Genomic DNA, 23,188 nt, shown 5'->3' on the forward strand with positions numbered 1-23,188 from the left:
CGCGCCCTGTGGTTTGTGCCGATGTCGGGTTTTCGAGGGTCCGGGTATGGTCGCTTCCGCGGTCGATTCCTTGTCTTTCTCTCGCTTGATCGGGGGCAACAAGGCCCCGGCCGAAAAACGGGTTTGTCCAGGCGGCGGGTGCCGCCGGTGCCGGAGACCACGCGATGCTGACTGCCGAACCGATCGAGCTGCCGCTGCTGCGCCGCCCGCTGCCCGCCTGGGCGACGCTGCCGGCGCACCAGGAACTGCGCCTGGGCGAGAAGGCCGCGCTGCAGTCCGGCCCCTGGTTCGCCGGCCTGTCGCCGGGGCTGCGCGACGCGATCCTGTCGCGCGGCCAGGTGCGGCGCGTGGCCGCCGGCGTGCGCATCGGCAGCCGCGGCGACCTGTCGGCCTGCTGGTTCGGCGTCGCGCGCGGCGCGGTGCGCCTGGGCACGGCGCTGTCCGACGGCCGCAGTTTCACGCTGGACTTCGTCGGCCCCGGCCAGTGGTTCGGCGACATCGCCGCCATCGACGACCGGCCCTCGGACCTGGACGCCGTGGCCCACATGCCGTCGACGCTGGTGGTGCTGGCCAAACCGACGCTGCGCGAGCTGATGGACCAGCACGCCGAGCTGCGCGACGCGCTGCTGCAGCTGAACTGCCAGCGCCTGCGGCGCATGTTCCGCCGCTTCGAGGAACTGCACACGATGCCGCTGGCCCAGCGCCTGGCGCGCCAGGTGCAGCGGCTGGCGCGTCAGTTCGGCCACGACGGGCCCGAAGGCACGCGCATCGAGCTCGACGTCTCGCAGGCCGAACTGGCGGCCAGCGTCGGCGGCAGCCGCCAGCGCGTGAACCGCGCCTGGCGCGCGATGCTGCAGCAGGGCCTGGTCGAACGTTCGGGCTCGCGCCTGGTCGTCGTCGACGAAGCCGGCCTGGCCCAGGTGGCCGCACACGGGCTGGAAGACTGCCCCGAATGAGCTTAGTGTCGGGGCGCCGATGACCGCCGCCTCGACCCCGTCCGCTCCGTCCCCGCCGCAAGCCGCCTGGCACGCGCTGGACGGCGCCGCCGTCGCCCAGGCGCTGCAGAGCGACATGACCCGCGGCCTGAGCGCCGCCGAAGCCGCGCGCCGCCTCGCTGCCCACGGCGCCAACACCTTGCCCGAGCCGCCGCCGCGGCCGGCCTGGCACGTGCTGCTGCAGCAGTTCCGCAGCCCGCTGATCTACATCCTGTTCGTCGCCGCGCTGATCGCACTGGCGCTGGGCCACTACGGCGACGCCGCGGTCATCCTGGCCGTCGTCGCCGTCAACGCCGCCATCGGCGCGGCGCAGGAAGGCCGCGCCGAACGCTCGATGGCCGCGCTGCGGCAGTTGTCGGCGCTGCGTGTGCGTGTGCGCCGCGACGGCGCCGAGACCGAGGTGGCGGCGCGCGAGCTGGTGCCCGGCGACCTGCTGGCGCTGGCCGCCGGCGACGCGGTGGGGGCGGATGCCCGCCTCGTCGACGCCGCCCAGTGCCGTGCCGCCGAAGCCGCGCTGACCGGCGAATCGGTGCCGGTGGCCAAGAGCACCAGCCCGGTGCCCGAGGCCACCGGCCTGGCCGACCGCCACGACATGCTCTATTCCGGCACCTACGTCACCGGCGGGCGCGCGCTGGCGCTGGTGGTGGCCACCGGGGCGCACACCGAGGTCGGCCGCATCGCCGGGCTGACCGAAGGCGCGGCCGACCAGCGCACGCCGCTGGAGCGCCGCATCGAACGTTTCGGCCGCTGGCTGGTGGGCGCGTCGCTGGTGCTGTTCGTCGCCGTGATGCTGCTGGGCCTGTGGCGCGGGCTGCCGGCCGTCGAGGTGCTGATGGTGGCGATCAGCCAGATGGTCTCGGTGGTGCCCGAGGGCCTGCCGGTGGCGGTGACGATCGCGCTGGCCGTCGGCATGCAGCGCATGGCCTCGCGCGGCGCGGTGATCCGCCGCCTGTCGGCCGTCGAGACGCTGGGCTCGACCACCGTCATCTGCAGCGACAAGACCGGCACGCTGACGCGCAACGAGATGACGGTGACGCGGCTGTGGTGGCCCGAGGGCGCCGCCGGCCTGCGGGCCGACGTCGCCGGCAGCGGCTACGCGCCCGAAGGCGCCATCAGCCGCGACGGCGCCCCGGCCGCCGGCCCGGCGCTGACGGCGCTGGCCGAGGCCGCCGCGCTGTGCAACGACGCCACGCTGCGCCAGGCCGCCGACGGCCGCTGGAGCGTGGCCGGCGACCCGACCGAAGGCGCGCTTTGCACGCTGGCCGCCAAGGCCGGCGTCGACGTGGCCGAGGTGCGCGCCGCCGCGCCGCGGCTGGCCGAGCTGCCCTTCGACGCCGACCGCCAGCTGATGGCGACGCTGCACGACGACGGCCGCGGCGGCGCGCGCCTGCTGGTCAAGGGTGCGCCCGAGGCGGTGCTGAAGCTCTTGCCGCCCGGCGAGGCGGTGGCCGCGGCGCGTGCCGAGGCCGAGGCGCTGGCCGGCGGCGCGCTGCGCGTTCTGGCCTTCGCCGCCGCCGACGGCCTGCCGGCCGACGCCAGCCCCGAGCCCGAAGCCCACGCCGGCCGGCTGCGCCTGCTGGGGCTGGCCGGCCAGATCGACCCGCCGCGCGAGGAAGCGCGTGCGGCGGTGGCCGCCTGCCACGCCGCCGGCGTGCGTGTCGTCATGGTCACCGGCGACCACCGGCTGACCGGGCTGGCGATCGCACGCGCGCTGGGCATCGCCGGGCCCGATGACCGCGCCGTCGACGGGCCGACGCTGGAGCGCCTGGGCGAAGCCGAGCTGCGCGACGGCATCGCGCATATCGCTGTCTTCGCGCGGGTGCAGCCGGCGCAGAAGCTGCGCATTGTCGAGGCGCTGCAGGCCGGCGGCGAGGTCGTCGCGATGACCGGCGACGGTGTCAACGACGCGCCGGCGCTGGCGCGTGCCGACGTCGGCGTGGCGATGGGCATCACCGGCACCGAGGTGGCCAAGAGCGCGGCGCGCATCGTCGTCACCGACGACGACTTCGCCACCATCGTCGGCGCCGTCGAGCAGGGGCGGGTGGTCTACGGCAACCTGAAGAAGGTCATCCTCTACCTCTTCGCCACTTCGCTGGACGAGGTGGCGCTGCTGCTGCTGGCGCTGGGCGGCGGCCAGCCGCTGCCGCTGCTGGCGGTGCAGATCCTCTGGATCAACATCGTCACCGAAGGCACGCTGACCGTGAACCTGGTGATGGACCCGCCCGACGGCGACGAGATGCGCCGCCCGCCGACGCCGCGCGACGAGCCGCTGGTGGACCGCGCGATGCTGGGCCGCATCGCGCTGATGGCGACCACCGCGGTGGCCGTGACCTACGGCTGGTACGCCACGCGCGTGGGCGCCGGGCTGCCGATCGAGCAGGTGCGCACCGAGACCTTCACGCTGATGGCGATGTGCCAGTGGTTCAACGTGCTGAACTGCCAGTCGCGCTGGCGCTCGGTGTTCAGCCTGGGTTGGTTGCGCAACCCCTGGCTGGCGGGCGGCCTGGCGCTGGGCATCGCCTTGCAGGTGGCCGTGGTGCACTGGGCGCCGCTGGGCGCGCTGTTCCACACCGTGGCGCTGCCGGCGGCCACCTGGGGCACGCTCGCCGTGCTGGCCAGCGCCGTGCTGTGGGTGGAGGAGGCGCGCAAGCTGCTGGCGCGGCTGCGGGGCGGCCCGCGCCGCGCCGCCCACTCCTCAAACTGAACGGAGCCTCCCTCACGGAGGGAGGCTGGAGGGTGCGGTTGAACATGCGGGAGCACCCTCTCGGAGGGGGCTCGGGGGAGCCGTGCATTCAACCGCAGGTGAGCAGTCTGGGCGGCAAGGCCGCCAGGACTGCTAACCGACTTGCACCGACACCGTGCGCGGCTTGCCGGGTGCGAGCTTGGGCAGCTCGACGCGCAGCACGCCGTTGCGGTAGCTGGCGCGGGCCTCTTCGCCGCGCACCGGCACCGGCAGCGGCACCGTGCGCTGGAACGCGCCGTAGGCGCACTGCATCACGCGCCAGCGGCCTTCGGTGCTTTCGCGCTCGAAACGCTTGCTGCCGCGCACGACCAGCGTCTCGCCCTGCACCTGGACGTCGAAGTCTTCCTTCTCCAGGCCCGGGGCCTCGAGGCGCACGACGAGGCGGTCGTCGTCCTCGAAGACTTCGCCGCCCATCATCGCCCAGCCGGCGCTGGGCATCCACAGCGTGTCGTCCACGTGTTCGCGCGCGGGCAGGGCGGTGTCGTCACCCGGCCGCAGCCGGGTCAGCGCGCCGGCGGCCGACTGGCGCAGGCGGTCCCAACCTTCGGTGACGCTGTCCCACAGCGTGCCGAAGCCTTGGCGGATCTCGTCGATCTTCATGGCGTTGCTCCGATGGGGATGGGGTGATGCTGCTGGAAAAAGCGCCGGCCGCGGCGGCGGCCGGCGTGTCGTCACGCGGTCAGGCGACCTGGACGGCGATCTTGCGCGGCTGGGCGTGCTCGGCCTTGGGGATGCGCACGCGCAGCACGCCTTGCGACAGCTCGGCGCTGACCTTCTCGGCGTCGAGCTCCTTGCTCAGCGTGAAGCCGCGGCGGTAGCGCGAGAGCTGCACCTCGGCGTGCTGCGGCTGCAGCGCCTGCGGCAGGGCCAGCGCCATCTCGGCTTCCAGCGTCAGCTGGTCGCCTTCGACGCGCAGGTGCAGGTTCTCGCGCGGCACGCCGGGCAGGTCGGCGTAGAGCGTGATGCCGGTGGCGTCCTCGACGACGTCCACCGGGGGCAGCAGCGCGGGCTCGCGGGCGGCGGTGGTGGCCGCGGTGTCACGGGTTTGGGTGACGGCGTTCATGGTGTCCTCCGAAGTCGGGCGTTCAGTTGACGGCGATGCGGCGCGGCTGGGCGGCGGCGCGGCGCTGGACGCTGACGCGCAGCACGCCGTCCTTGTAGTCGGCCGTGACGGCGTTGGGGTCGATGTCGTCGGGCAGGCTGACGACGCGGCGGAAGCGGCCGGTGAAGCGCTCCTGCAGGTGCACGGTGCGCTTGCTGTCGCTGCCGGCTTCGGCTTGCGGCGGCAGGCCGGCCTTGCGTTCACCGTCGATCGTGAGCACGCCGCGGTCGAGGTTGACGTCGATGGTGGCCGGGTCCAGGCCCGGTGCGAAGGCGTAGACCTCGAACGCGCTGTCGGTGCTGCCGACGTTGAGCGCCGGATACCCGCCGCGGCCGATGCCGCGAATGCTGGGTGAGCCTTCGAACACCGACGTCAGGTCGCGCTGCAGGCGATCCAGCTCGGCGAAGACGTCGCGCGGGAACAGGGTGCGGTACATGGTTGACCTCCTAGTGTCGGGTTGCGGCCGGCGGGGCTTGTTGGGTGCCGCCGCTGGCTGTACCGGTCAGTTAGGGGTCGGGTCTGGCGCTTTCAAGAGGGGTCTTGTTGCGTGCCTTGGGGGCGTCTTGTCGCTACTTGTTGGCGCTCGGGACCGTGTTTGGGTGGTGCGGCTGTGTGGATTTGATCTGGCGCAGTCGGCGGCGCCGGGTCGGTTGCACGCTGGCGCTCGCTGTATGCCGCGGTCGTCGGGTGGCCGGTTCCGGTCATGTCCCCCGGCCCGGCTGCGCCGGGCCTCCTCCTAATACTTCTACAGGGACTTCCCACCGAGTCAACACGCGATGGCTCCGGTCAATCGTCTTCCAGCTGAGGCGTGCGCCGCGAGGCTGCATCGGCACAGAGAACAGACTGCACATCTACAGACGGCCTTGTTGCACGGCTTGCCCGTGCGGGCCCAGATACGAACCGCTCGGCGGGGCTCCATTCCCTACTCGTCGACGCCTGTGGCGCGACATTGGATTAGTCGAGCTTGCCCGCCGCCGGTCTGACCTGTGTGATGCATCTTCTGCCGCACGCCTGGAGGAAGTCGGTGAATTCGGGGCCGGTCGCGTCAACAGGCGGCGGCCGCGCCGCCGGGTTTGCTGCTGACGTGGTCGGGATCGAAGCGCTGTCCCTTGGCGAGTACCGCCCAGAGGATGCGGGCGTTCTTGTTGGCCATGGCCACGACGGCCTTTTGCCAGCCCACGCGCGCGGTGAGTTGCACCAGCCAGCGCGAGATCCGGTCGTCGCGTTTGTGCGCGGTCATGACAGCGGACTTGGCGCCCTGGATGAGCAGGGTGCGCAGGTAGGTGTCACCGTGTCGGGTGATGCGTCCGAGTTTGGCTTTCCCGCCGCTGGAGTTCTGGCTCGGCGCCAGGCCGACCCAGGATCCGAACTGCGCGCCGCTCTTGAACTGGCGGAAGTCGCCGACGGTGGCCACCGCTGCCGAGGCGCCCACCGCTCCGATGCCGATGAGCCTGGCGGCCGTCTGCACCTGCGCGTCGGCCTTGAGGTGTGCGGTGATGCGCTCGTCGCACCAGGCGATGTGGCAATCGAGTTCGACCCACTGCAGCCGCGCACGTTGCAGTGCCACGCGAGCCAGCCACGGCATCTCGCTGGTGGCGTCTTCCAGCGCGTCGGCCAGGCCTTCGCGCAGCGCCTCGGGTGTCTGAGCGAAGCTGATGCCGAACTCGGCGAGCAGGCCGCGGATGCGGTTGATGCAGGCCGTGCGCTCGACCTTGTAGCCCTCGCGCAGCCGGTGCACGGCCAGCACCGCTTGCTGCTCGGCGCTCTTGACCGGCACGAAGTGCATCTGCGGGCGGCTGGCTGCCTCGCAGATGGCCGCCGCGTCGTTGGCGTCGTTCTTGGCGCGCCGGCCCTGCAGTCGGTACGGCCCGACGAAGTGGCCCGCCAGCAGCCGCGGCTGCAAACCCATCTCTTGCAGCCGGCGGGCCCAGTGGTGCGCGCCGCTGCAGGTCTCCATCGCCACCGTACAGCCCGGCGGCAGTTGCGCGCACCAGGCCAGAAACTTCTCGCGCGGCAGCGCTCGGGCCACCACCACGTGCCCGGCGGCATCCACCGCGTGCACCTGGATCACGCGTTTGGCCAGATCCACGCCTACTCGGACGACAGGCATTGCAGGAGGCTTTTCCACGGACTTCTCCTTTCCAGCGTCGGACTGATCCCTCCCTCAATCCTGGCGTCTCGGCGACGTGCTGGTTGCGGGAAGTCCCTTCGTATTCCCTACACCGGCCACCCGACGTCCGCGGCAGGGCTGGGTTGTCCTCTTGATCGTGTTGGCGTCCCCCCCAAAGGGGGCGGTGTGCTTGGCGGACCTCGGAGAGCGCCTCAAAATCAATTATCTGAAGTCTTGTGGAACGCGAAGTATGTCGACTGAAGTTATATCGCAGAGTCTTGCGATTAATCTGAAATCTAGCAAGATTGCGCACAACCATGGGGTCGTCGTTAGCTTCCGTGAGTGGGTGGGAGGTGATCCAAAACTTGTGGTTGGGTCTCCCGGACAGCCGAACGTAATCCGTGTAATGCAACTGGGGGATGCGGTGCTCTATGAGACGCTAACCCACGGCCTGATTGAGGTCCGTCTCACGGATTCTCGGTCCTCGGACATTGTTGTTCTCTTGACTTGTGTTAGTCCGCGTCTGGGGTTTTCTGCTGCTTTCGATGAGTCGGATATTCAGAATGCGCCGTTTTCAACGGATGAAGTGACGCGAATTGAAAGCGACATAGCGTCAATCAAGGAGTCAATGTCAAGTCGTGCTGACATTGAGGCTGACAAGCTGGAGCTTTTGTACCGCAAACTGGATGAGATTGCGGCGGCGTCCCGGCGAATGGGAAGAAAAGACTGGGCAATGTTCGTCGCTGGCACTCTTACAAACGTGATAGTCGGTGCAGCATTCTCGCCGGAAGCTGCTCGTGCGCTTCTGGTGGTCACAAATTCGGCGCTGGGTTGGATATTCCAGAATGCTCTTCGCTTGTTGTCTGCCTGAAGTATTGGGTATCGAGTTTTTTGGCCGCAGCAAGCTGGGCGAAAGTGCCTATCGTTGATTCTTCGTTGGGCGCCCTGGGTAAAAACTACTGCGAGTTCTATGACTATAAGAAGAGCATCAATTCGGTTGCCCGTCATCCCACGCCCGGTCGAAGGATCGGCGGCTGTTTTTGTCGCGGGCGAAGGATTCTCCGGCCCGTTCTTCAAGGGTGATGGTGCCATTGATTTGGTTTGTGGTCGTTGCTTGCATCGACTTGCTGAAGCACTTCACCCTGGTCAAATTCAGAATCTGGTTCTCCAGTGTCCGGCGTGTCACGGTCACAACGTTGTTGTATCAATCCACGCATTAGAGAATTTCGTCTCTCAAGTACAGTCCGTCCCTGCTGCGCCGGAGAAGATAACTCATCTTAAAGTCGCTCTTGAGAACGCGCGCGAAAAGAAGTCATCCACGCAAGAAGTGATGGCGCTGATTGAAGAGATCGCGCCAGACTTTGACACAATAAAAGAACTTCTGGTCCCTAAGGGTCCTGGTGATTTCTATGGTCTTCTAGGTTTTGTGATTGGATTCTTGGCTTGGCTTCAAGCACGAAAGCAGTCAAAACAACCTCCATCCGTAGTAATCAACAATTACTTCTCGGAGAGAGATCCATTCCGCGGAGTAGGACCAAACGAAATATGCCCTTGCGGCAGCGGGAAGAAGTACAAGCGGTGTCACGGCAAATGATGCCCAAGTCGCCATTCCATCGGCCCGCCTCCGGCGGCTGGTGAATTCAAACATTAGACAACTCGAGTATCTTTCTGTTCTCTAGCGAGCCATGTCCAAGACATCAAATCCGAGACCCAATCCAGATTCTGTAAACGAGCAGATGGCGGAAGACAAGCAAGCCCTCTCGGATATGTACCCCGCGCTAGCCGAGCAAAAGCCGCAGCATCCGATCGAGCAAGCGATCGAGCGCTATTTGCTATCGCTCCGGAATATTGGCCAAACTATCACCATTGTGATGCCCCATTTGCAGAAGTGGCAGATCGCGGAGATCAACAAGTGCGAGAAGAAGCTCAGCCACTTCCTGCCGAACGAGGGCGCTGGCCCCGAGCCGCATACCGTTCAGCTTGACTCCGCTCGAGACTTCGCTGAACTTACCTCGACGTTGAGGCAGTTGGAAGAACTGCACACCAATAAGTCTCTTCCTGTGCTGGCTCGAAGTCTCTTTATGCAGATGTTCTGCGAGTTTGATGCCTTCATGGGATCTCTTTTGAAGGCTGTATACATCAAGAACCAAGAGCTACTTAAGGGTATTGCGAAAGAGATTACTCTTCGGGAGCTCTTTGCGTTCCGTGATCTTGATGCGGTAAAACGCGCCATGCTGGATAAGGAGATCGAGACATTTCGCAGAGATAGCTACGTCGAGCAATTTGCAAGTCTTGAGAAGAAATTTCAGATAACACTGCGGAAGTTCGATGAATGGGCGGAGTTTGTTGAGTTGGGTCAGCGAAGAAATGTATTCACTCATAACGATGGAACGGTAAGCGATCAGTATCTCACTGTCTGCGAGAGGGAGGGGCTGCAATTCCAGTCTCGTCCACTTCTTGGTTCAACGTTGCAGGTTGATGCTAAATACTTTGGACGTGCGTTAACCGTTATGTCAAAGGTGGGCTACATGATAGGTCACACCCTTTGGGCAAAGGTTTTTCCCGGCGAGCATGATCAACTGCATGAGTCCCTCAACGACCGTCTTTACCAAGCGCTGGAGCACAAGCGCTGGAAGACGGCGACCGAACTCGGTTCTTTTGCGTTATCGGATCCAATGCGCAAGAACGCTTCTGACATACAAGTTCGAGTACGAGCAATCAATTGCGCCATCGCATACAAGTTTGCCGGCGACGATGCGTCATGCAAGAGGCTTCTTAATTCTTTCGACTGGTCGGCCAGTTATCGCGACTTTAAGCTCGCGATCCTCGTCTTGACAGATGAGTTTGATAATGCGGTAAAAATGATGGAGCGCATTGGCAGGTCCGGCGAAATCCTTGAGCAATCTTCGTATTACACTTGGCCGCTCTTCAATAAGTTTCGGGAGCGGCCTGAGTTCTATGTAACATATGAGAAGATTTATGGTGAGCCGTACCTCGCGCAGGTATCAACCGACGGGAAGAGTGCAATGGTCGGGGTTCACGATACTGGCATGAGGTCAGATACTAAAAAAGCAGAGTTTCAACGGGCAAAAACCGATAAACCTTCGTTCGCTCGGTCAGATAACGGGACGCAGCGGCAGTCTGCTGCAACGTCGAGGTCGCGTCGTAAATCCGCATCGGCCAAACGCGTCGCCTCTCAAGAAGCTCCTTCTAAGTGATTGCGGCACAGTGGTTCGTGGCGAGGTGCCGTCCCCGATGAACTGTCAGAGTGCCGGCTTGCGGGTGGCTCGGGATCAACACATCGGCATGCCTCGTCTCCCATCGATAACCAGGATAGATATCTTTCATGAGCGTGGGTGTGAAAACCGGGATCGCAAACGCCGTGCGGCTCGACAGGAGGACCGGGTACAGGGGCGAGCGAAGCCGGCGGCCTCGTTCGCGCTTGGTGGTGCCGTCGTGGCTGTGCCTCGTCGTCGCCGCGGTGACGCTCCTCATGGCCGCACCCGCCGCCGATGCAGCGTCGATGAACAAGTGCGTCATCAACGGCACCGTCACCTTCCAGCAGGCGCCGTGCCCTTCGACGCAGCCGCGCAAGGACCCGACGCTCGAAGAGTTGAATGCCGCGGAGAAGGCCCGTCGGGCGGCAGCGGCATCGGCGGCGGCCTCCGACCGCAGGGGGACGGCGCCGATGCCGGCCGCCACGTCGTCCCGCTTCAGTTGCGACGGCCGCACGCGGTGCACGCAGATGCACTCGTGCGAGGAAGCCAAGTTCTTCATCGCCCACTGTCCCAACACCGAGATGGACGGCGACCACGACGGCATTCCCTGCGAGCAGCAGTGGTGCCACTGACGCTCTGACAAGGCGCGCCGCAACCTGCCAGCGCCCCTCCACCGCACGGGAGCCGGTCGCCGGGGCGTGTCCCGCAGTGAAGTATTAGGAGGAGGGCGGGCGCAGCCCGCCCGGGGGACATGAACGGAGGGACACGCCCCGGTGACCGGCTCTCGCGCCAATGCCGGCGTGCCGCCGCAACCCAACCCAGAAGCGGCCGAACCGCAACAAAAACGAAGAGGCCCGCCTCGCCCACCCAGAGCAGCAGCGGCCCAAGAACCTCAAATCAAGGCGCCGAAGCCGCGAGACCCGCAAGCCCCGGCGCCCCAGCCACCGATCAGAAGCTGTCCACCAGCCCCATCCCCGGATCGCTGACCGAGTGCCGGCCGGTCTCCATGCGCCCCGCCAGGCGGCGCAGGAAGCTCGGGTCCTGGTCGCTGGTGACGATGAAGTCGTACCACCAGCCGGTGGCGTCCAGGTTCCAGTACAGGGCCTGCTCGCCGCGGCCGCTGAACTTCAGCTCCCAGGCCGTGCCGCTGCCGCCGGCGGCGCCGCCGCTGCCGGTGGCCGTCAGGCTGCCGTAGACCTTGTTGGAGCGCACGCGCAGCGTCACCGGGCCGGTGCCGTCGTTGCGCGCTTCCAGGCGCAGGCCGCCGTTGCGCGGGTCGTAGCTCAGCTGCACCTCGGGCGACGGCGCCACGCGCGCGCGCAGCGCCGTCAGGTCGCCCTTGAAGCGGCGGTGGAAGCCGTTCGGGCCCAGCACCCAGAAGTCGTAGCGGCCGGCGTTGTCGGTCTGCACGTTCCACACGTCGTCCAGCAGGCGGCGCGGCTGCACCATGTAGCGGTGCGGCACCGGGTACTGCTGGTCGCGGAAGGCCAGCAGCGCGGCCGGGTCCGTCGGGATCGGCTGGCGGCTCGGCATCGCGTCGAGCTTGAGCTTGTCGTAGACGTGGAACACCGCCGCGGCGCGGCCGCTGTTGCGGAAGACGAGGCGCAGCCTGCCCAGGCGCTCCTGCACCTGCGCCACCACGTTCAGCTCGTAGGGCAGGGCGCGCGACGGGCGGTAGCCGGTGGCCTGGGCGGGCAGGCTGCGGCCGGCCGGCGGCGTGATCTGCGGCAGCGCCTGCTGCGCGGCGCGCAGCGCGTCGGCCTCGGCCTTGGTCTTGCGGCCGGCCAGCGTCGGCAGCGGTTCGCGGTTCGGGTTGGCGAAGTTGAAGGCGCTCGTCAGGTCGCCCAGCACCGCGCGGCGGAACGGGGCGATGTTCGGCTCCTTGACGCCGAAGCGCGCTTCCAGGAAGCGGATCACCGAGGTGTGGTCGAAGGCCTGCGAGTTGACCCAGCCGCCGCGGCTCCACGGCGAGATCACGTACATCGGCACGCGCACGCCGGGGCCGTAGACGCGGCCGTCCTGGGCGCCGTAGTCGTAGTTGCTGCCGCCCTTCTGCGGCTGGCCGGTGGTGCCCGGGGGCGAGGGGTAGTTGTTGTATTCGTAGGCCAGCTCGGCGGCCGACAGCGTCGTCTTGCCGGCCAGGCTGCCGTCGGGCAGCGGCGCCGGCGCGGCCGGCGAGGGCACGTGGTCGAAGTAGCCGTCGTTCTCGTCGAAGTTGACGAAGAGCACGGTCTTGCTCCAGACGTCGGGGTTGGCCGTCAACGCGTCCAGCACCTGCTGGATGTACCAGGCGCCTTGCACCGGGCTGGACGGGCCGGGGTGCTCGGAATAGGTGGCCGGCGCCACCACCCACGACACCTGCGGCAGCTTGCCGTTCAGGCAGTCCTCGCGGAACTTCTTGAAGTAGCCGTCGACGTCGCCGGCGGTGCCCGGCATCGTGTTGGCCACGCCCTTGTACAGCGGGTTGTGGGCGTCGTCGCTGGCCGGGTCGTAGGCCGGGTAGGGGCCGCCGTCGGTGCCCACCGGCTTGCCCGAGGCCTGGTTGGCGGCGCGGTACTGCTTGAAGCCGACCAGCGAGTTGTCGCCGTAGTTGTCGGGCATGTTCTCGTAGACGATCCAGCTCACGCCGGCGGCCTGCAGGCGCTCGGGGTAGGTCTTCCACTCGTAGCCCACGCTGCCGTCGTCGCTGGGGCTGAAGCCGTCCCACTCGTTGTTCAGCGAGGCCACGCCGGTGCCGCTGGGGCCGTTGGTGCCGGTCCACAGGAACATGCGGTTCGAGTTGGTGCCGGTGTGCATCGAGCAGTGGTAGCCGTCGCAGACCGTGAAGGCGTTGGCCAGCGCGTACTGGAAGGGCATCTCGGCCTCTTCGTAGTACGACATCGAGGCCGTCTTCTTCACCGCCGGCCAGTAGCCGTAGCGGCCGTCCAGCCAGGCCAGCTGGCCGTCGACCCAGCTGTGCGGCGTGCCCGAGACGCGCTGCGCGTTGCCCTTGGTCCAGTCCAGGTGGTAGGGCGTCACGGGGTTGCCGCTGGCGTCCAGCTGCTCCCAGACGCTGCGGCCGCCGGGCTGCGGCACCGTGAAGCGGTCGCCGAAGCCGCGCGTGCCCTTCAGCATGCCGAAGTAGTGGTCGAACGAGCGGTTCTCCTGCATCAGGATGACCACGTGCTTCACGTCCCGGATCGTGCCGGTCTCGTTGTACGCGGGGATGGCCAGCGCCTTGCGGATGCTGGGCGGGAACGCGCTCAGGGTGGCCGCAGCGATGCCCGAATGGGCGGCGCCCTGGAGGAACTTGCGACGGGAGGTGGTCACGGTGGTGAGCTCCTGGGTTTTGGATGAAGCGCTGCCCGGCACGCGGCCGCGGCAACGGGTTTTCGTCGGCTCCGGCTCGGGCGGCCGGGGCGTGTGCATCCTTGGCGGCGCGGGTGACAGCGGCGTGTCGGGCAGATGCCGGCGGCGCCGGCGCGGGGCCTGTTCCGGGGGCTTGATTCCGGCGCCGATCTGTGCGGCGGCCTCTTGAATCAGCCGCCCCCGCCGCCATCTGCAGGGTCGGAGGCATCACACGGTGGAGTTCAAGGACTATTACCAGGTGCTGGGCGTGGCCCGCGACGCGACTCAGGACGCGGTCAAGAAGGCCTATCGCAAGCTCGCGCGGCAGTTCCACCCGGACGTCAGCAAGGCGCCCGACGCGGCGGCGCGCATGAGCGAGGTCAACGAGGCCTATGCCGTGCTGTCCGACCCCGAACGCCGCGCCGCCTACGACCAGGTCGGCCGCGGCCACCAGGCCGGCGAACGCTTCACGCCGCCGCCCGACTGGGACGCCGGCTTCGAGTTCCAGGGCCGCGCCCCGGGTGCCGGCGCCGAGTTCGGCGGCGACTTCAGCGACTTCTTCGAGCAGCTTTTCGGCCGCGCCGGCATGCAGCGCGGTGCCGCCCGCCATGGCCGCGGCGGCGCGATGCGCGGCGAGGACCACCACGCCAAGATCGTGCTCGACCTCGAAGCCGCGCTGCGCGGCGGCGTGCACCGCGTCTCGCTACGTCAGCCGCAGCTGGGGCCCGACGGCCACGTCGTGCTCGCCGAACGCACGCTGGAGGTGACGCTGCCGGCCGGCGTGCGCCCGGGCCGGCTGGTGCGCCTGGCCGGGCAGGGCGGGCCGGGTCAGCCGCCGGGCGATCTGTTCCTGGAAGTGGTGCTGCATGACCACCCGCGCTGGCGCGTCGACGGTGCCGACCTCGTCGGCGAGCTGCCGGTCGCGCCCTGGGAAGCGGCGCTGGGCGGCGTGCTGCCGGTGGCGCTGCCCGACGGCAGCACGCTGCAGGTGCGGGTGCCGGCCGGCGCCCAGGCCGGCCAGCGGCTCACGCTGCGCGGCCGCGGGCTGCCGGGCACGCCGCCGGGCGATCTGGATCTGGTCGTGCGCGTCGTGCTGCCCAGCGCGCTGGACCCGCGGGCGCGCGCGCTGTACGAACGCATGGCGCAGGAGCTGCCGGACTTCGACGCGCGCAAGGTGGCCGCCGCCGAAGCCGAACGCCGTGGTGGAGACGAGCGATGAGCGAAACGACGCTGCGCCTGCTCGACGAGGCGCTGCTGACCCTGGACGAACTCTGCCGCGCCGCGCCGGTGGCGCCGGGCTGGGTGGCCGAACGCATCGAGGCCGGCTTCGTGCGGCCGGCCGGCGGCGGCCGTGGCGACTGGCGTTTCGACGCCGTCGCGCTGCGCCGCGTGCGCCGCATGGCGCTGCTGGAGCGCGAGTTCGACGCCGTGCCCGAGCTGGCCGCGCTGGTGGCCGACCTGGAGGACGAGATCGCCCGGCTGCGCCGCCGGATGCGGTGAAGACGCGACACGGCGCGTGACAGAATCGCGCGCCGCCGGCGCTCGCCGGCAACCGCTGATCACCGCCGTGGCCGACACCCCCACCACCACCTCGCCGGGCTCCGGCCTCGAAGGGCGCGCGCTCGCCTGCCGGCGCGGGCGCCGGCTGCTGTTCGAAGGCGTCGACATCCAGTTGAAGCCCGGCAGCATCACCTGGCTGCGCGGCACCAACGGCAGCGGCAAGACCAGCCTGATGCGCATCCTCGCCGGGCTGTCGACGCCCGAAGCCGGCGAGCTGCTGTGGAACGGCCGCCCGGTGCGCGAAGCCGGCGCCGCCGCGCGCGAGGCGGTGCTCTACATCGGCCACGCCAATGCGCTCAAAGACGACCTGACGCTGGGCGAGTCGCTGGCTTTCCTCGGCCGCCTGGGCGGTGTGCAGGACGCGAGCGAGCGCGCCGCCGCAGCGCTGGAGCAGGCGGAGCTGGCCGACCGCCGCGCCGCCGCGGTGCGCACGCTGTCGCAAGGCCAGCGCCGCCGCGGCGCGCTGGCGCGCCTGGCGCTGGACGAACGCGCGCGCACCTGGATCCTCGACGAGCCTTACGACGCGCTGGACGCGCAGAGCACCGCGCGCCTGTCGGCGCTGCTGCTGGCGCACGCGGCGCGCGGCGGTGCGGTGCTCTTGACCAGCCACCAGGTCGTCGAGCTGGCCGGCGCGGTGGAATACGACCTGGAAACGCGCCGCGTCCAGAACGCACGCCGCGGCCGCGTAACGGTCTGACAAACATCAAGAAAGCCGCGAAGATCGCGGCACGGTCGGTGCGGCGCGGTTAAGGTCTGGACTCAGTCCAGATCGGCTGTCGCTGCCCCCGCCGCGCCACCGCTGCAGCGGGTCCGACACTTTTGCCGAGACGAACCGTGACCGCCCATTCCCGCCATCCGCGCCGTGCCGCGGCCCTCGTGCTGATCACCGGGCTGGGCCTCGCCGCCCCGGCCTTCGCGCTCGACGAGGGCGCCGCCGAAGCCTTGGTGCGACGCAACAACTGCCTGAAGTGCCACGGCGTCGACAAGGACAAGGACGGCCCTTCGTTCCAGAAGACGGCCAAGAAGTACCGCGGCAAGGCCGGCGCCGTCGACCGCGTGGTCGAGCACCTGACCAGCGGCGAGAAGGCCAAGTTCCCCGACGGCCACGAAGAGGATCACAAGATCGTGCGCGCCGAGCGCGCCGACCTGGAGAACCTCGCGCAGTGGATCCTGTCGCGCTGAGTCGCTGAGGAAGGCCGCTCTTGGCGCGTGATTCCGGTCGACGTCGCTCCCGCTGGCCCTGGGCCGTGCTGCTGCTGGGCATCGTGCTCGGCGCGCTGGGCCTGGCCGGCGCGTCGGTGGCGCTGGACCGCGTCGAGACGCAGGCTTTCTGCACCTCCTGCCACACGATGCAGACGCCGGCGGCCGAGATGAAGTTCTCGCTGCACCACGCCAACCGCAGCGGCGTCGCCGCGGGTTGCGCCGACTGCCACGTGCCGCCCGGCACCGTGGCGCGTGTCTGGCGCCATGCGCAGGCCTCGCGCGAGCTCTGGCACGAGTGGAAGGGCACGATCGCCACGCCCGAGATGTACGAGATGCAGCGCCTGGAGATGGCGCAGCGCGAGTGGGCGCGGCTGGAGTCCAACGGCTCGGCCGAGTGCCGCGTCTGCCATTCCTTCGAGGCGATGGCGCCCGACGTGCAGAAGAAGAGCGCCTACGCCCGCCACCAGCGTGCGCAGGCCGAGGGCAAGAGCTGCATCGCCTGCCACAAGGGTGTCGCGCACGAGCTGCCGCGCGAATGGATCGACCCCGACGAGGACGCCTCGGCGCGCCCCGCGGAAAGGCCCGCGGCGGGGTGAGCCTGCGCATCCCGGTGATCCCACGCCTCCTTACAATCGTTGGTTTGCCCCGCATGAGCCTCATGTTCCGTCTCCCACGTCGATCCCGAGCATGAGTTCCGTGTTGCTGGCCACCACGCAGCGTGACCTGCTGCTCGCCGGGCGTCGCCGCATCGAGGCGCTGCTGCCGCTGGGCTTCTTCATCGTCGCCGCGTCGCTGTTCCCGATCGGCGTCGGCCCCGAGCCGCAGACGCTGCGCCAGATCGGCCCCGGCGTGGTCTGGGTCTGCGCGCTGCTGGCGGCGATGCTGTCGGTGACGCAGATGTTCGCCTCCGACCACCAGGACGGCTCGCTCGAGCAGATGCTGCTGGCGCCGCAGCCGCTGGTGATGCTGGTCACCGGCAAGGTGCTGGCGCACTGGCTGACGACCGGGCTGCCGCTCGTGATCGCCGCGCCGCTGATCGGCCTGCTCTTCGACATGAACGGCGCGGCCATCGTCGCGCTGACCGCGACGCTGCTCGTCGGCACCCCGGTGCTGAGCCTGCTGGGCGCCGTCGGCGCCGCGCTGACGCTGGGCCTGCGCAGCGGTGCCGCGCTCGTCTTCCTGCTCGTGCTGCCGCTGACGGTGCCGACGCTGATCTTCGGCACCGGCGCCGTCGGTGCGGTCGAAAGCGGCCTGTCGCCGGCCGCCCATTTCTCCTTGCTCGGCGCGGTGCTGATCCTCACCGCGCTCGGCGCGCCGCCGGCCACCGCCGCGGCGCTGCGCATCTCGCTCGACTGACCCCTCGGACCATGACCCAACGCCTGCGCTGGTCGACGTTTTCCGCGCCTTCGCGCTTCTATTCGATGGCCGGCCGCCTCGTGCCCTGGTGCTGGGCGGTGACGGTGCTGTTCGCCATCGCCGGCCTCTACATGGGCTTCGGCATCGCGCCCACCGACTTCCAGCAGGGCGACGCCTACCGGATCATCTTCATCCACGTGCCGGCGGCCTGGATGTCGATGGTCATCTACCTCGTGATGGCCTTCTTCGCCGCCGTCGGCTGGGCGATGAACGCGCGCATGGCGTCGATGTACGCCCGGGCGCTGGCGCCCACCGGCGCGATGTTCACCTTCCTCGCGCTGTGGACCGGCGCGCTGTGGGGCAAGCCGACCTGGGGCACCTGGTGGGTCTGGGACGCGCGCCTGACGTCCGAGTTCATCCTGCTGCTGCTGTACTTCGGCTACATCGCGCTCACCGAAGCCATCGACGACGCCCGCCGCGCGGCCAACGCCGGCGCGCTGCTGGCCATCGTCGGCGCGGTCAACGTGCCGATCATCTATTTCTCGGTGAAGTGGTGGAACACGCTGCACCAGGGCGCCACGGTCAGCATGACCGCGGCGCCGAAGATGGCCTCGACCATGCTGACGGCCATGCTGCTGATGACGGTCGCCTGCTGGGCCTACAGTTTCGCCGTCGTGTTCACGCGCGCCCGCGCCATCGTGCTGGAGCAGGAGTCGGACACCGATTGGGTCCGCTCGCTGACCGGCGCTCGTTGAGGGACCTCTGATGTACTGGAACTCCTGGGACGAATTCCTCGCCATGGGCGGCTACGGCCTCTATGTCTGGGGCTCCTACGGCGTGATGCTGGCCGCGATGCTGGCCGAGTCGCACTTCGCCGAGCGCCGCCGGCGCAAGGCCTTCGCCGCCGCACGCGACGGAGGCGAGCAATGAAGCCGCGCCACAAACGCGCCGCGATCGCGCTGGGCGTGCTGGCCGCCGTCGGCGTCGCCGCCGCGCTGGTGCTCAACGCCTTCAACAGCAACCTCGTGTTCTTCTACACGCCGACCCAGGTCGCGACGAAAGAGGCGCCCGAGGGCCGCACCTTCCGCATCGGCGGCATGGTGCGCGAAGGCAGCGTCGTGCGCGACGGCGTCACGGTGCGCTTCGTCGTCACCGACACCGCCAGGGACGTGCCGGTGCGCTTCGAAGGCGTGCTGCCCGACCTGTTCAAGGAAGGCAAGGGCGTCGTCGCCCAGGGCCAGCTCGGCTCGGACGGCGTGTTCACCGCGCGCGAGGTGCTCGCCAAGCACGACGAGAACTACATGCCGCCCGAAGCCGCCGACGCGATGCAGCGCGCCGAGAAGATGAAGCACTCGGCCGACACGCTGTCCAAGGGGGACTCGAAATGATTCCCGAACTCGGCCATCTGCTGCTCTTCTTCGCGCTCGCCGTCTCGCTGGTGCTGGGCGTGCTGCCGATCGTCGGCGCGCACCGCGGCCGCGGCGACTGGATGGCGCTGGCGCGCCCGCTGTCGGGCTGGCTGGCGCTGCTGGTCTTCGCCGCCTACCTGGTGCTGACGATCTCGTTCCTGCGCCACGACTTTTCGGTGGCCTACGTCGCCGAGAACTCCAACTCGACGCTGCCGACGATGTATGTCGTGGCCGCGGTCTGGGGCGGCCACGAAGGCTCGCTGCTGCTGTGGGTGCTGATGCTCGCCGTCTGGACGGTGGCGGTGGCGCTCTTCAGCCGCTCGCTGCCGCTGGCCTTCGTCGCGCGCATCCTCGGCGTGATGGGGCTGGTGGCCGCGGGCTTCCTGCTGTTCATGCTGCTGACCAGCAACCCCTTCGACCGCCTGATCCCGGCGGTGCCCGACGGCCGCGACCTGAACCCGCTGCTGCAGGACCCGGGCATGGTCTTCCACCCGCCGATGCTCTACATGGGCTACGTCGGCTTCTCGGTGGCTTTCGCCTTCGCGATCGCGGCGCTCTTGGGCGGCAACCTCGACGCCGGTTGGGCGCGCTGGACGCGGCCCTGGACGACGGCGGCCTGGATCTTCCTCACCTTCGGCATCGCGCTGGGCTCGTGGTGGGCCTACAACGAGCTGGGCTGGGGCGGCTGGTGGTTCTGGGACCCGGTCGAGAACGCCTCGTTCATGCCCTGGCTGGTGGGCACGGCGCTGATCCACTCGCTGGCCGTGACCGAGAAGCGCGGCAGCTTCAAGGTCTGGACGGTGTGGCTGGCGATCACCGCGTTCTCGCTGTCGCTGCTGGGCACCTTCCTCGTGCGCTCGGGCGTGCTGTCCTCGGTGCACGCCTTCGCCACCGACCCGCGCCGCGGCCTGTTCATCCTCGGCTTCCTGGTGATCGTCATCGGCAGCTCGCTGGCGCTGTTCGCCTGGCGCGCGCCCAAGGTCGGCCTGGGCCAGCGTTTCGGCCTGCTGTCGCGCGAGTCGCTGCTGCTGGTCAACAACATGGTGCTCACGGTGGCCACCGGCGCGGTGCTGCTGGGCACGCTGTACCCGCTGTTCCTCGACGCGCTGGGCATGGGCAAGATCTCGGTCGGCCCGCCGTACTTCGACACCGTCTTCGGCCTGCTGATGGCGCCGCTGGTGCTGGTGCTGGGCATCGGCCCGCTGACGCGCTGGAAGCGTGACGAAGCCGGCCCGCTGCTGCGCCGCCTGGTGCTGCCGCTGGTCGCGACGGTGGCCGCCGCGCTGGCCACCGGCTGGGCCGCGGGCCACATTTCGGCGGTGACCACCGGCGGCCTGGCGATGGCCTACTGGATCGTCTTCGCGACGCTCGTCGACCTGCGCCAGCGGCTGTGGCCGGCCGGCGGCCAGGCCGGCCAGCTGCTGCACCGCGCACGCCTGATCCCGCGCGCGATGGCCGGCATGATGCTGGCCCACCTCGGCGTGGCCGTGTTCGCCTTCGGCGTCTCGATGGTCAAGACCTACGAGACCGAACGCGACGTCAAGATGGGCCCCGGCGACACGACGACCGTCGGCGGCTACACCTTCACGATGAAGGAAGTGCGCGAAGTCCAGGGCCCGAACTTCGTCGCCGCCGAAGGCGTGCTCGACATCACGCGCGACGGCAAGCCGGTCGGCACGCTGTCGCCGCAGAAGCGCATCTACCGCGTGCAGCAGATGCCGATGACCGAGGCCGCGGTCGACGGCAACCTCTGGCGCGACCTGTACGTGTCGATGGGCGAGCAGCTCGAGGGCGGCGCCTGGGTCGTGCGCGTGCACTACAAGCCCTTCGTCTCCTGGATCTGGGGCGGCTGCCTGCTGATGATGGCCGGCGGCCTGCTCGCCGCGGCCGACCGCCGCTACCGCGTGCGCCAGGCTGCTCCGGCCGGCGCGGCGCGTTCCGCTTCCGCCGAGAGCCTCGCATGAACCGTTTCCTCTGGCCGCTGGTGGCCTTCCTGGTGCTGGTCGGCTTTCTCGCCGTCGGCCTGAACCTGAACCCGCGCGAGGTGCCGTCGCCGCTGATCGACAAGCCGGCGCCCGAGTTCCGCACGACGCTGCTGCACGAGCCCGAGCGCAGCGTCGGCAAGCAGGACCTCGTCGGCAAGGTCTGGATCCTCAACGTCTGGGCCTCGTGGTGCACCGCCTGCCGCGAGGAGCACCCGGTGCTCGTCGAGTGGACGAAGAAGGCCGGCGTGCCGGTCTACGGCCTGAACTACAAGGACGAGCCGGGCGCCGCCAAGCAGTGGCTGCAGCGCCTGGGCGATCCGTACACGGCCTCGCTGGTCGACCGCGACGGCCGCATCGGCATCGACTTCGGCGTCTATGGCGTGCCCGAGACCTTCGTCGTCGACAAGACCGGGGTCATCCGCTACAAGCACATCGGCCCGGTGACGCCGCAGGCGCTGCGCGACACGATCGAACCGCTGGTGAGGAAGCTCAACAATGGCTGAACGCGTGATCGCCTGGGCGCGCCGCGTCGCGCTCGCTCTGGCCTGCTGCGCCGGCGTGACCGCCTTCGCGGCCGAAGCGCCGCCGGTGGCGCAGGACCCGGTCGTCGAGGCGCGCATGATCAAGCTCGCCGAGGAGCTGCGCTGCCTGGTCTGCCAGAACGAGACCATCGCCGCCTCGCACGCCGACCTCGCCGTCGACCTGCGCCAGCAGATGCGCGAGATGCTGCAGAAGGGCATGAGCGAGGACGACATCCGCGGCTACATGACCGACCGCTACGGCGACTTCGTGCTCTACAAGCCGCCGTTCAAGCCGACGACCGCGCTGCTGTGGGTCGGCCCGCCGGTGCTGCTGGTGCTGGCGCTGGCCGCCCTGTTCATCACCTTGCGCCGGCGCCAGCGTGCCGCGCCCGAGGCTTTCGACCCCGACACCCCCGACGATGATGACGAACCCCGCCTCCCTCGATGAGCTCAAGCGCCAGCTCGCGGAGCTGGACGAGCTGAGCCGCCAGGGAGTGCTGACCGGCGATGCCGCGCGCAGCGCCCGCGAAGACCTGGAACGCCGCATCGTCGCCGCCGTCACCGCGCAGGGCGCGGCCGCGGCGCCGGCGCCTGCCGCCGAACCGGCGCCGCGTGTGCCGATGAAGCTGTCGCTGGCGATCGCCGCCTTCGTGCTCGTCGTCGGTGCCGCCGGCTACGCCGTGCACGGCGACTGGCAGGGCTGGAAGGTCGGCCCGCCCGATCCGGCGCTGCGCGAGCAGGCCGCCGCGGCGCAGGACGGCCAGCCCAGCCAGCAGCAGATCGAAGGCCTGGTCGGCGCGCTCGAGGAGCGGCTGAAGTCCACGCCCGACGACGTGCAGGCCTGGCAGATGCTCGGCCGCACCTACGCCGCGCTGGGCCGTGCCGACGACGCGCTCAAGGCCTTCCGCAAGGTCGGCGAGCTGAAACCCGGCGACGCCCAGGCGCTGGCCGACCTGGCCGACGCGATCGGCATGGTCAACAACCGTTCGCTCGACGGCGAGCCCGAGAAGCTGATCGCCCAGGCGCTGAAGGCCGATCCGAACAACGTCAAGGCGCTGGCGCTGGGCGGCACGATCGCCTTCAACCGCGAGCAGTACCCGAAGGCCGTGGACCTGTGGGAGCGTGCGATCCGCAACGCCGGCCCGGCGGGCGAGTTCGCCCAGCAGCTGCAGGGCGCGGTCGACGAGGCGCGCAAGCGTGGCGGCATGCCGCCGGCGGCGCCGGTGGCCCAGGCCGCGCCGCAGGCGCCGGCCACGCCGGCCAGTGCCGGCGCCGTGGCCGCCGCGGGCGCGACGATCACCGGCCGCGTCGAGCTGGCGCCGGCGCTGCGCGAGCGCATCGCCCCGGGCGACACGGTCTTCGTCTTCGCGCGGCCGGCCGACGGTTCGCGCATGCCGCTGGCCATCGTCAAGCGCACCGCCGGCGAGCTGCCCTTCGAGTTCACGCTCGACGACAGCCAGGCGATGACGCAGGAGATGCGGCTGTCGACGCAGAAGAACGTCATCGTCGGCGTGCGCGTCAGCAAGACCGGCGACGCGATGCCCAAGGCCGGCGATCTGCAGGGCACGAGCCAGCCGGTGGCCGTCGGCAGCAAAGGCGTGCGCCTCGTCATCGACGAGACCGTCCAATGAAGCAGGCCCGCCGGGGGCGGGCCTGAGG

The 23,188-nt window shown here is 69.1% G+C and carries 24 protein-coding genes; 19 read left to right on the top strand and 5 right to left on the bottom strand.

Annotated elements, in window-relative coordinates; translation table 11 throughout:
* Nucleotides 1-164 precede the first annotated feature (164 nt).
* Together RGE_RS10685 and RGE_RS10690 are read left to right on the top strand one after the other, a co-directional pair.
* The gene (locus RGE_RS10685) at nt 165-956 is read left to right on the top strand and encodes a Crp/Fnr family transcriptional regulator (RefSeq protein ID WP_014428394.1); all 792 of its coding nucleotides are present in this window, start codon (nt 165-167) and stop codon (nt 954-956) included.
* 19 nt (nt 957-975) lie between these two features.
* Nucleotides 976-3,699, top strand: coding sequence for a cation-translocating P-type ATPase (locus tag RGE_RS10690; protein WP_014428395.1), 2,724 nt, complete (start codon nt 976-978; stop codon nt 3,697-3,699).
* Nucleotides 3,700-3,831: 132 nt separating this feature from the next.
* Here RGE_RS10690 and RGE_RS10695 read toward each other — a convergent pair whose 3' ends face one another.
* The 4 genes from RGE_RS10695 to RGE_RS10710 form a co-directional block, all read right to left on the bottom strand.
* Nucleotides 3,832-4,338, bottom strand: a complete 507-nt coding sequence (locus tag RGE_RS10695) for an Hsp20/alpha crystallin family protein (RefSeq protein ID WP_014428396.1) — start codon at nt 4,336-4,338, stop codon at nt 3,832-3,834.
* A 79-nt stretch (nt 4,339-4,417) separates the two neighbouring features.
* On the bottom strand, nt 4,418-4,801 hold the full coding sequence (locus tag RGE_RS10700) for an Hsp20/alpha crystallin family protein (protein ID WP_009855655.1): 384 nt from the start codon (nt 4,799-4,801) through the stop codon (nt 4,418-4,420).
* Nucleotides 4,802-4,823: 22 nt separating this feature from the next.
* A complete protein-coding gene (locus tag RGE_RS10705) occupies nt 4,824-5,276 on the bottom strand; it encodes an Hsp20/alpha crystallin family protein (protein WP_014428397.1) in 453 nt (150 codons plus the stop codon).
* Between the two features lie 609 nt (nt 5,277-5,885).
* Nucleotides 5,886-6,950: an IS110 family RNA-guided transposase gene (locus RGE_RS10710; protein WP_014428399.1), complete on the bottom strand. Its 1,065-nt coding sequence runs from the start codon at nt 6,948-6,950 to the stop codon at nt 5,886-5,888.
* Nucleotides 6,951-7,200: 250 nt separating this feature from the next.
* Between RGE_RS10710 and RGE_RS24050 the strand changes: the two genes are divergently transcribed.
* The 4 genes from RGE_RS24050 to RGE_RS10720 all read left to right on the top strand — a co-directional run bounded on the left by RGE_RS24050 (nt 7,201) and on the right by RGE_RS10720 (nt 10,800).
* Nucleotides 7,201-7,821, top strand: a complete 621-nt coding sequence (locus tag RGE_RS24050) for a hypothetical protein (RefSeq protein ID WP_014428400.1) — start codon at nt 7,201-7,203, stop codon at nt 7,819-7,821.
* Nucleotides 7,822-7,947: 126 nt separating this feature from the next.
* Nucleotides 7,948-8,544, top strand: coding sequence for an SEC-C metal-binding domain-containing protein (locus RGE_RS23680; protein ID WP_158443088.1), 597 nt, complete (start codon nt 7,948-7,950; stop codon nt 8,542-8,544).
* A 142-nt stretch (nt 8,545-8,686) separates the two neighbouring features.
* A complete protein-coding gene (locus RGE_RS23685; RefSeq protein ID WP_148280161.1) occupies nt 8,687-10,168 on the top strand; it encodes a hypothetical protein in 1,482 nt (493 codons plus the stop codon).
* Between the two features lie 128 nt (nt 10,169-10,296).
* Nucleotides 10,297-10,800, top strand: coding sequence for an excalibur calcium-binding domain-containing protein (locus RGE_RS10720; protein WP_081528233.1), 504 nt, complete (start codon nt 10,297-10,299; stop codon nt 10,798-10,800).
* Nucleotides 10,801-11,116: 316 nt separating this feature from the next.
* On the opposite strand, the gene RGE_RS10725 is transcribed toward RGE_RS10720, so the two are convergent.
* On the bottom strand, nt 11,117-13,477 hold the full coding sequence (locus RGE_RS10725) for a phosphocholine-specific phospholipase C (RefSeq protein WP_014428404.1): 2,361 nt from the start codon (nt 13,475-13,477) through the stop codon (nt 11,117-11,119).
* Nucleotides 13,478-13,730: 253 nt separating this feature from the next.
* Between RGE_RS10725 and RGE_RS10730 the strand changes: the two genes are divergently transcribed.
* The 13 genes from RGE_RS10730 (at nt 13,731) to ccmI (ending at nt 23,160) form a co-directional block, all read left to right on the top strand.
* Entirely contained in the window at nt 13,731-14,714 is a 984-nt protein-coding gene (locus tag RGE_RS10730; protein WP_014428405.1) for a DnaJ C-terminal domain-containing protein, read from the top strand.
* On the top strand, nt 14,711-14,995 hold the full coding sequence (locus tag RGE_RS10735) for a chaperone modulator CbpM (RefSeq protein ID WP_014428406.1): 285 nt from the start codon (nt 14,711-14,713) through the stop codon (nt 14,993-14,995). The genes RGE_RS10730 and RGE_RS10735 overlap by 4 nt, the downstream gene beginning before the upstream one ends.
* A gap of 67 nt (nt 14,996-15,062) precedes the next feature.
* Complete coding sequence (ccmA, locus tag RGE_RS10740; RefSeq protein ID WP_014428407.1) at nt 15,063-15,752, top strand: cytochrome c biogenesis heme-transporting ATPase CcmA; 690 nt, start codon at nt 15,063-15,065, stop codon at nt 15,750-15,752.
* A gap of 137 nt (nt 15,753-15,889) precedes the next feature.
* Nucleotides 15,890-16,237 carry a c-type cytochrome gene (locus RGE_RS10745; protein WP_148280162.1) on the top strand — a complete coding sequence of 116 codons (348 nt, stop codon included), beginning with the start codon at nt 15,890-15,892 and terminating at the stop codon, nt 16,235-16,237.
* Between the two features lie 20 nt (nt 16,238-16,257).
* Nucleotides 16,258-16,854: a NapC/NirT family cytochrome c gene (locus tag RGE_RS10750; RefSeq protein ID WP_014428409.1), complete on the top strand. Its 597-nt coding sequence runs from the start codon at nt 16,258-16,260 to the stop codon at nt 16,852-16,854.
* 91 nt (nt 16,855-16,945) lie between these two features.
* A complete protein-coding gene (gene ccmB / locus RGE_RS10755) occupies nt 16,946-17,614 on the top strand; it encodes a heme exporter protein CcmB (RefSeq protein ID WP_043783996.1) in 669 nt (222 codons plus the stop codon).
* Nucleotides 17,615-17,625: 11 nt separating this feature from the next.
* Nucleotides 17,626-18,369: a heme ABC transporter permease CcmC gene (gene ccmC / locus RGE_RS10760; RefSeq protein ID WP_014428411.1), complete on the top strand. Its 744-nt coding sequence runs from the start codon at nt 17,626-17,628 to the stop codon at nt 18,367-18,369.
* A 10-nt stretch (nt 18,370-18,379) separates the two neighbouring features.
* Nucleotides 18,380-18,544, top strand: coding sequence for a heme exporter protein CcmD (gene ccmD, locus RGE_RS10765; RefSeq protein ID WP_014428412.1), 165 nt, complete (start codon nt 18,380-18,382; stop codon nt 18,542-18,544).
* The gene (gene ccmE / locus RGE_RS10770; protein ID WP_014428413.1) at nt 18,541-19,002 is read left to right on the top strand and encodes a cytochrome c maturation protein CcmE; all 462 of its coding nucleotides are present in this window, start codon (nt 18,541-18,543) and stop codon (nt 19,000-19,002) included. Before ccmD ends, ccmE begins: the two co-directional genes overlap by 4 nt.
* Nucleotides 18,999-20,987, top strand: coding sequence for a heme lyase CcmF/NrfE family subunit (locus RGE_RS10775; RefSeq protein WP_014428414.1), 1,989 nt, complete (start codon nt 18,999-19,001; stop codon nt 20,985-20,987). The genes ccmE and RGE_RS10775 overlap by 4 nt, the downstream gene beginning before the upstream one ends.
* Nucleotides 20,984-21,511 carry a DsbE family thiol:disulfide interchange protein gene (locus RGE_RS10780; protein WP_014428415.1) on the top strand — a complete coding sequence of 176 codons (528 nt, stop codon included), beginning with the start codon at nt 20,984-20,986 and terminating at the stop codon, nt 21,509-21,511. The genes RGE_RS10775 and RGE_RS10780 overlap by 4 nt, the downstream gene beginning before the upstream one ends.
* Nucleotides 21,504-21,977 (top strand): cytochrome c-type biogenesis protein, encoded by a 474-nt coding sequence (locus RGE_RS10785; RefSeq protein ID WP_014428416.1) that lies wholly within the window; start codon nt 21,504-21,506, stop codon nt 21,975-21,977. Before RGE_RS10780 ends, RGE_RS10785 begins: the two co-directional genes overlap by 8 nt.
* On the top strand, nt 21,949-23,160 hold the full coding sequence (gene ccmI / locus RGE_RS10790; protein ID WP_081528235.1) for a c-type cytochrome biogenesis protein CcmI: 1,212 nt from the start codon (nt 21,949-21,951) through the stop codon (nt 23,158-23,160). The genes RGE_RS10785 and ccmI overlap by 29 nt, the downstream gene beginning before the upstream one ends.
* Nucleotides 23,161-23,188 lie beyond the last annotated feature (28 nt).

The sequence above is a fragment of the Rubrivivax gelatinosus IL144 genome, assembly GCF_000284255.1.
In the GTDB taxonomy this organism is placed as follows: domain Bacteria; phylum Pseudomonadota; class Gammaproteobacteria; order Burkholderiales; family Burkholderiaceae_C; genus Rubrivivax; species Rubrivivax gelatinosus_A.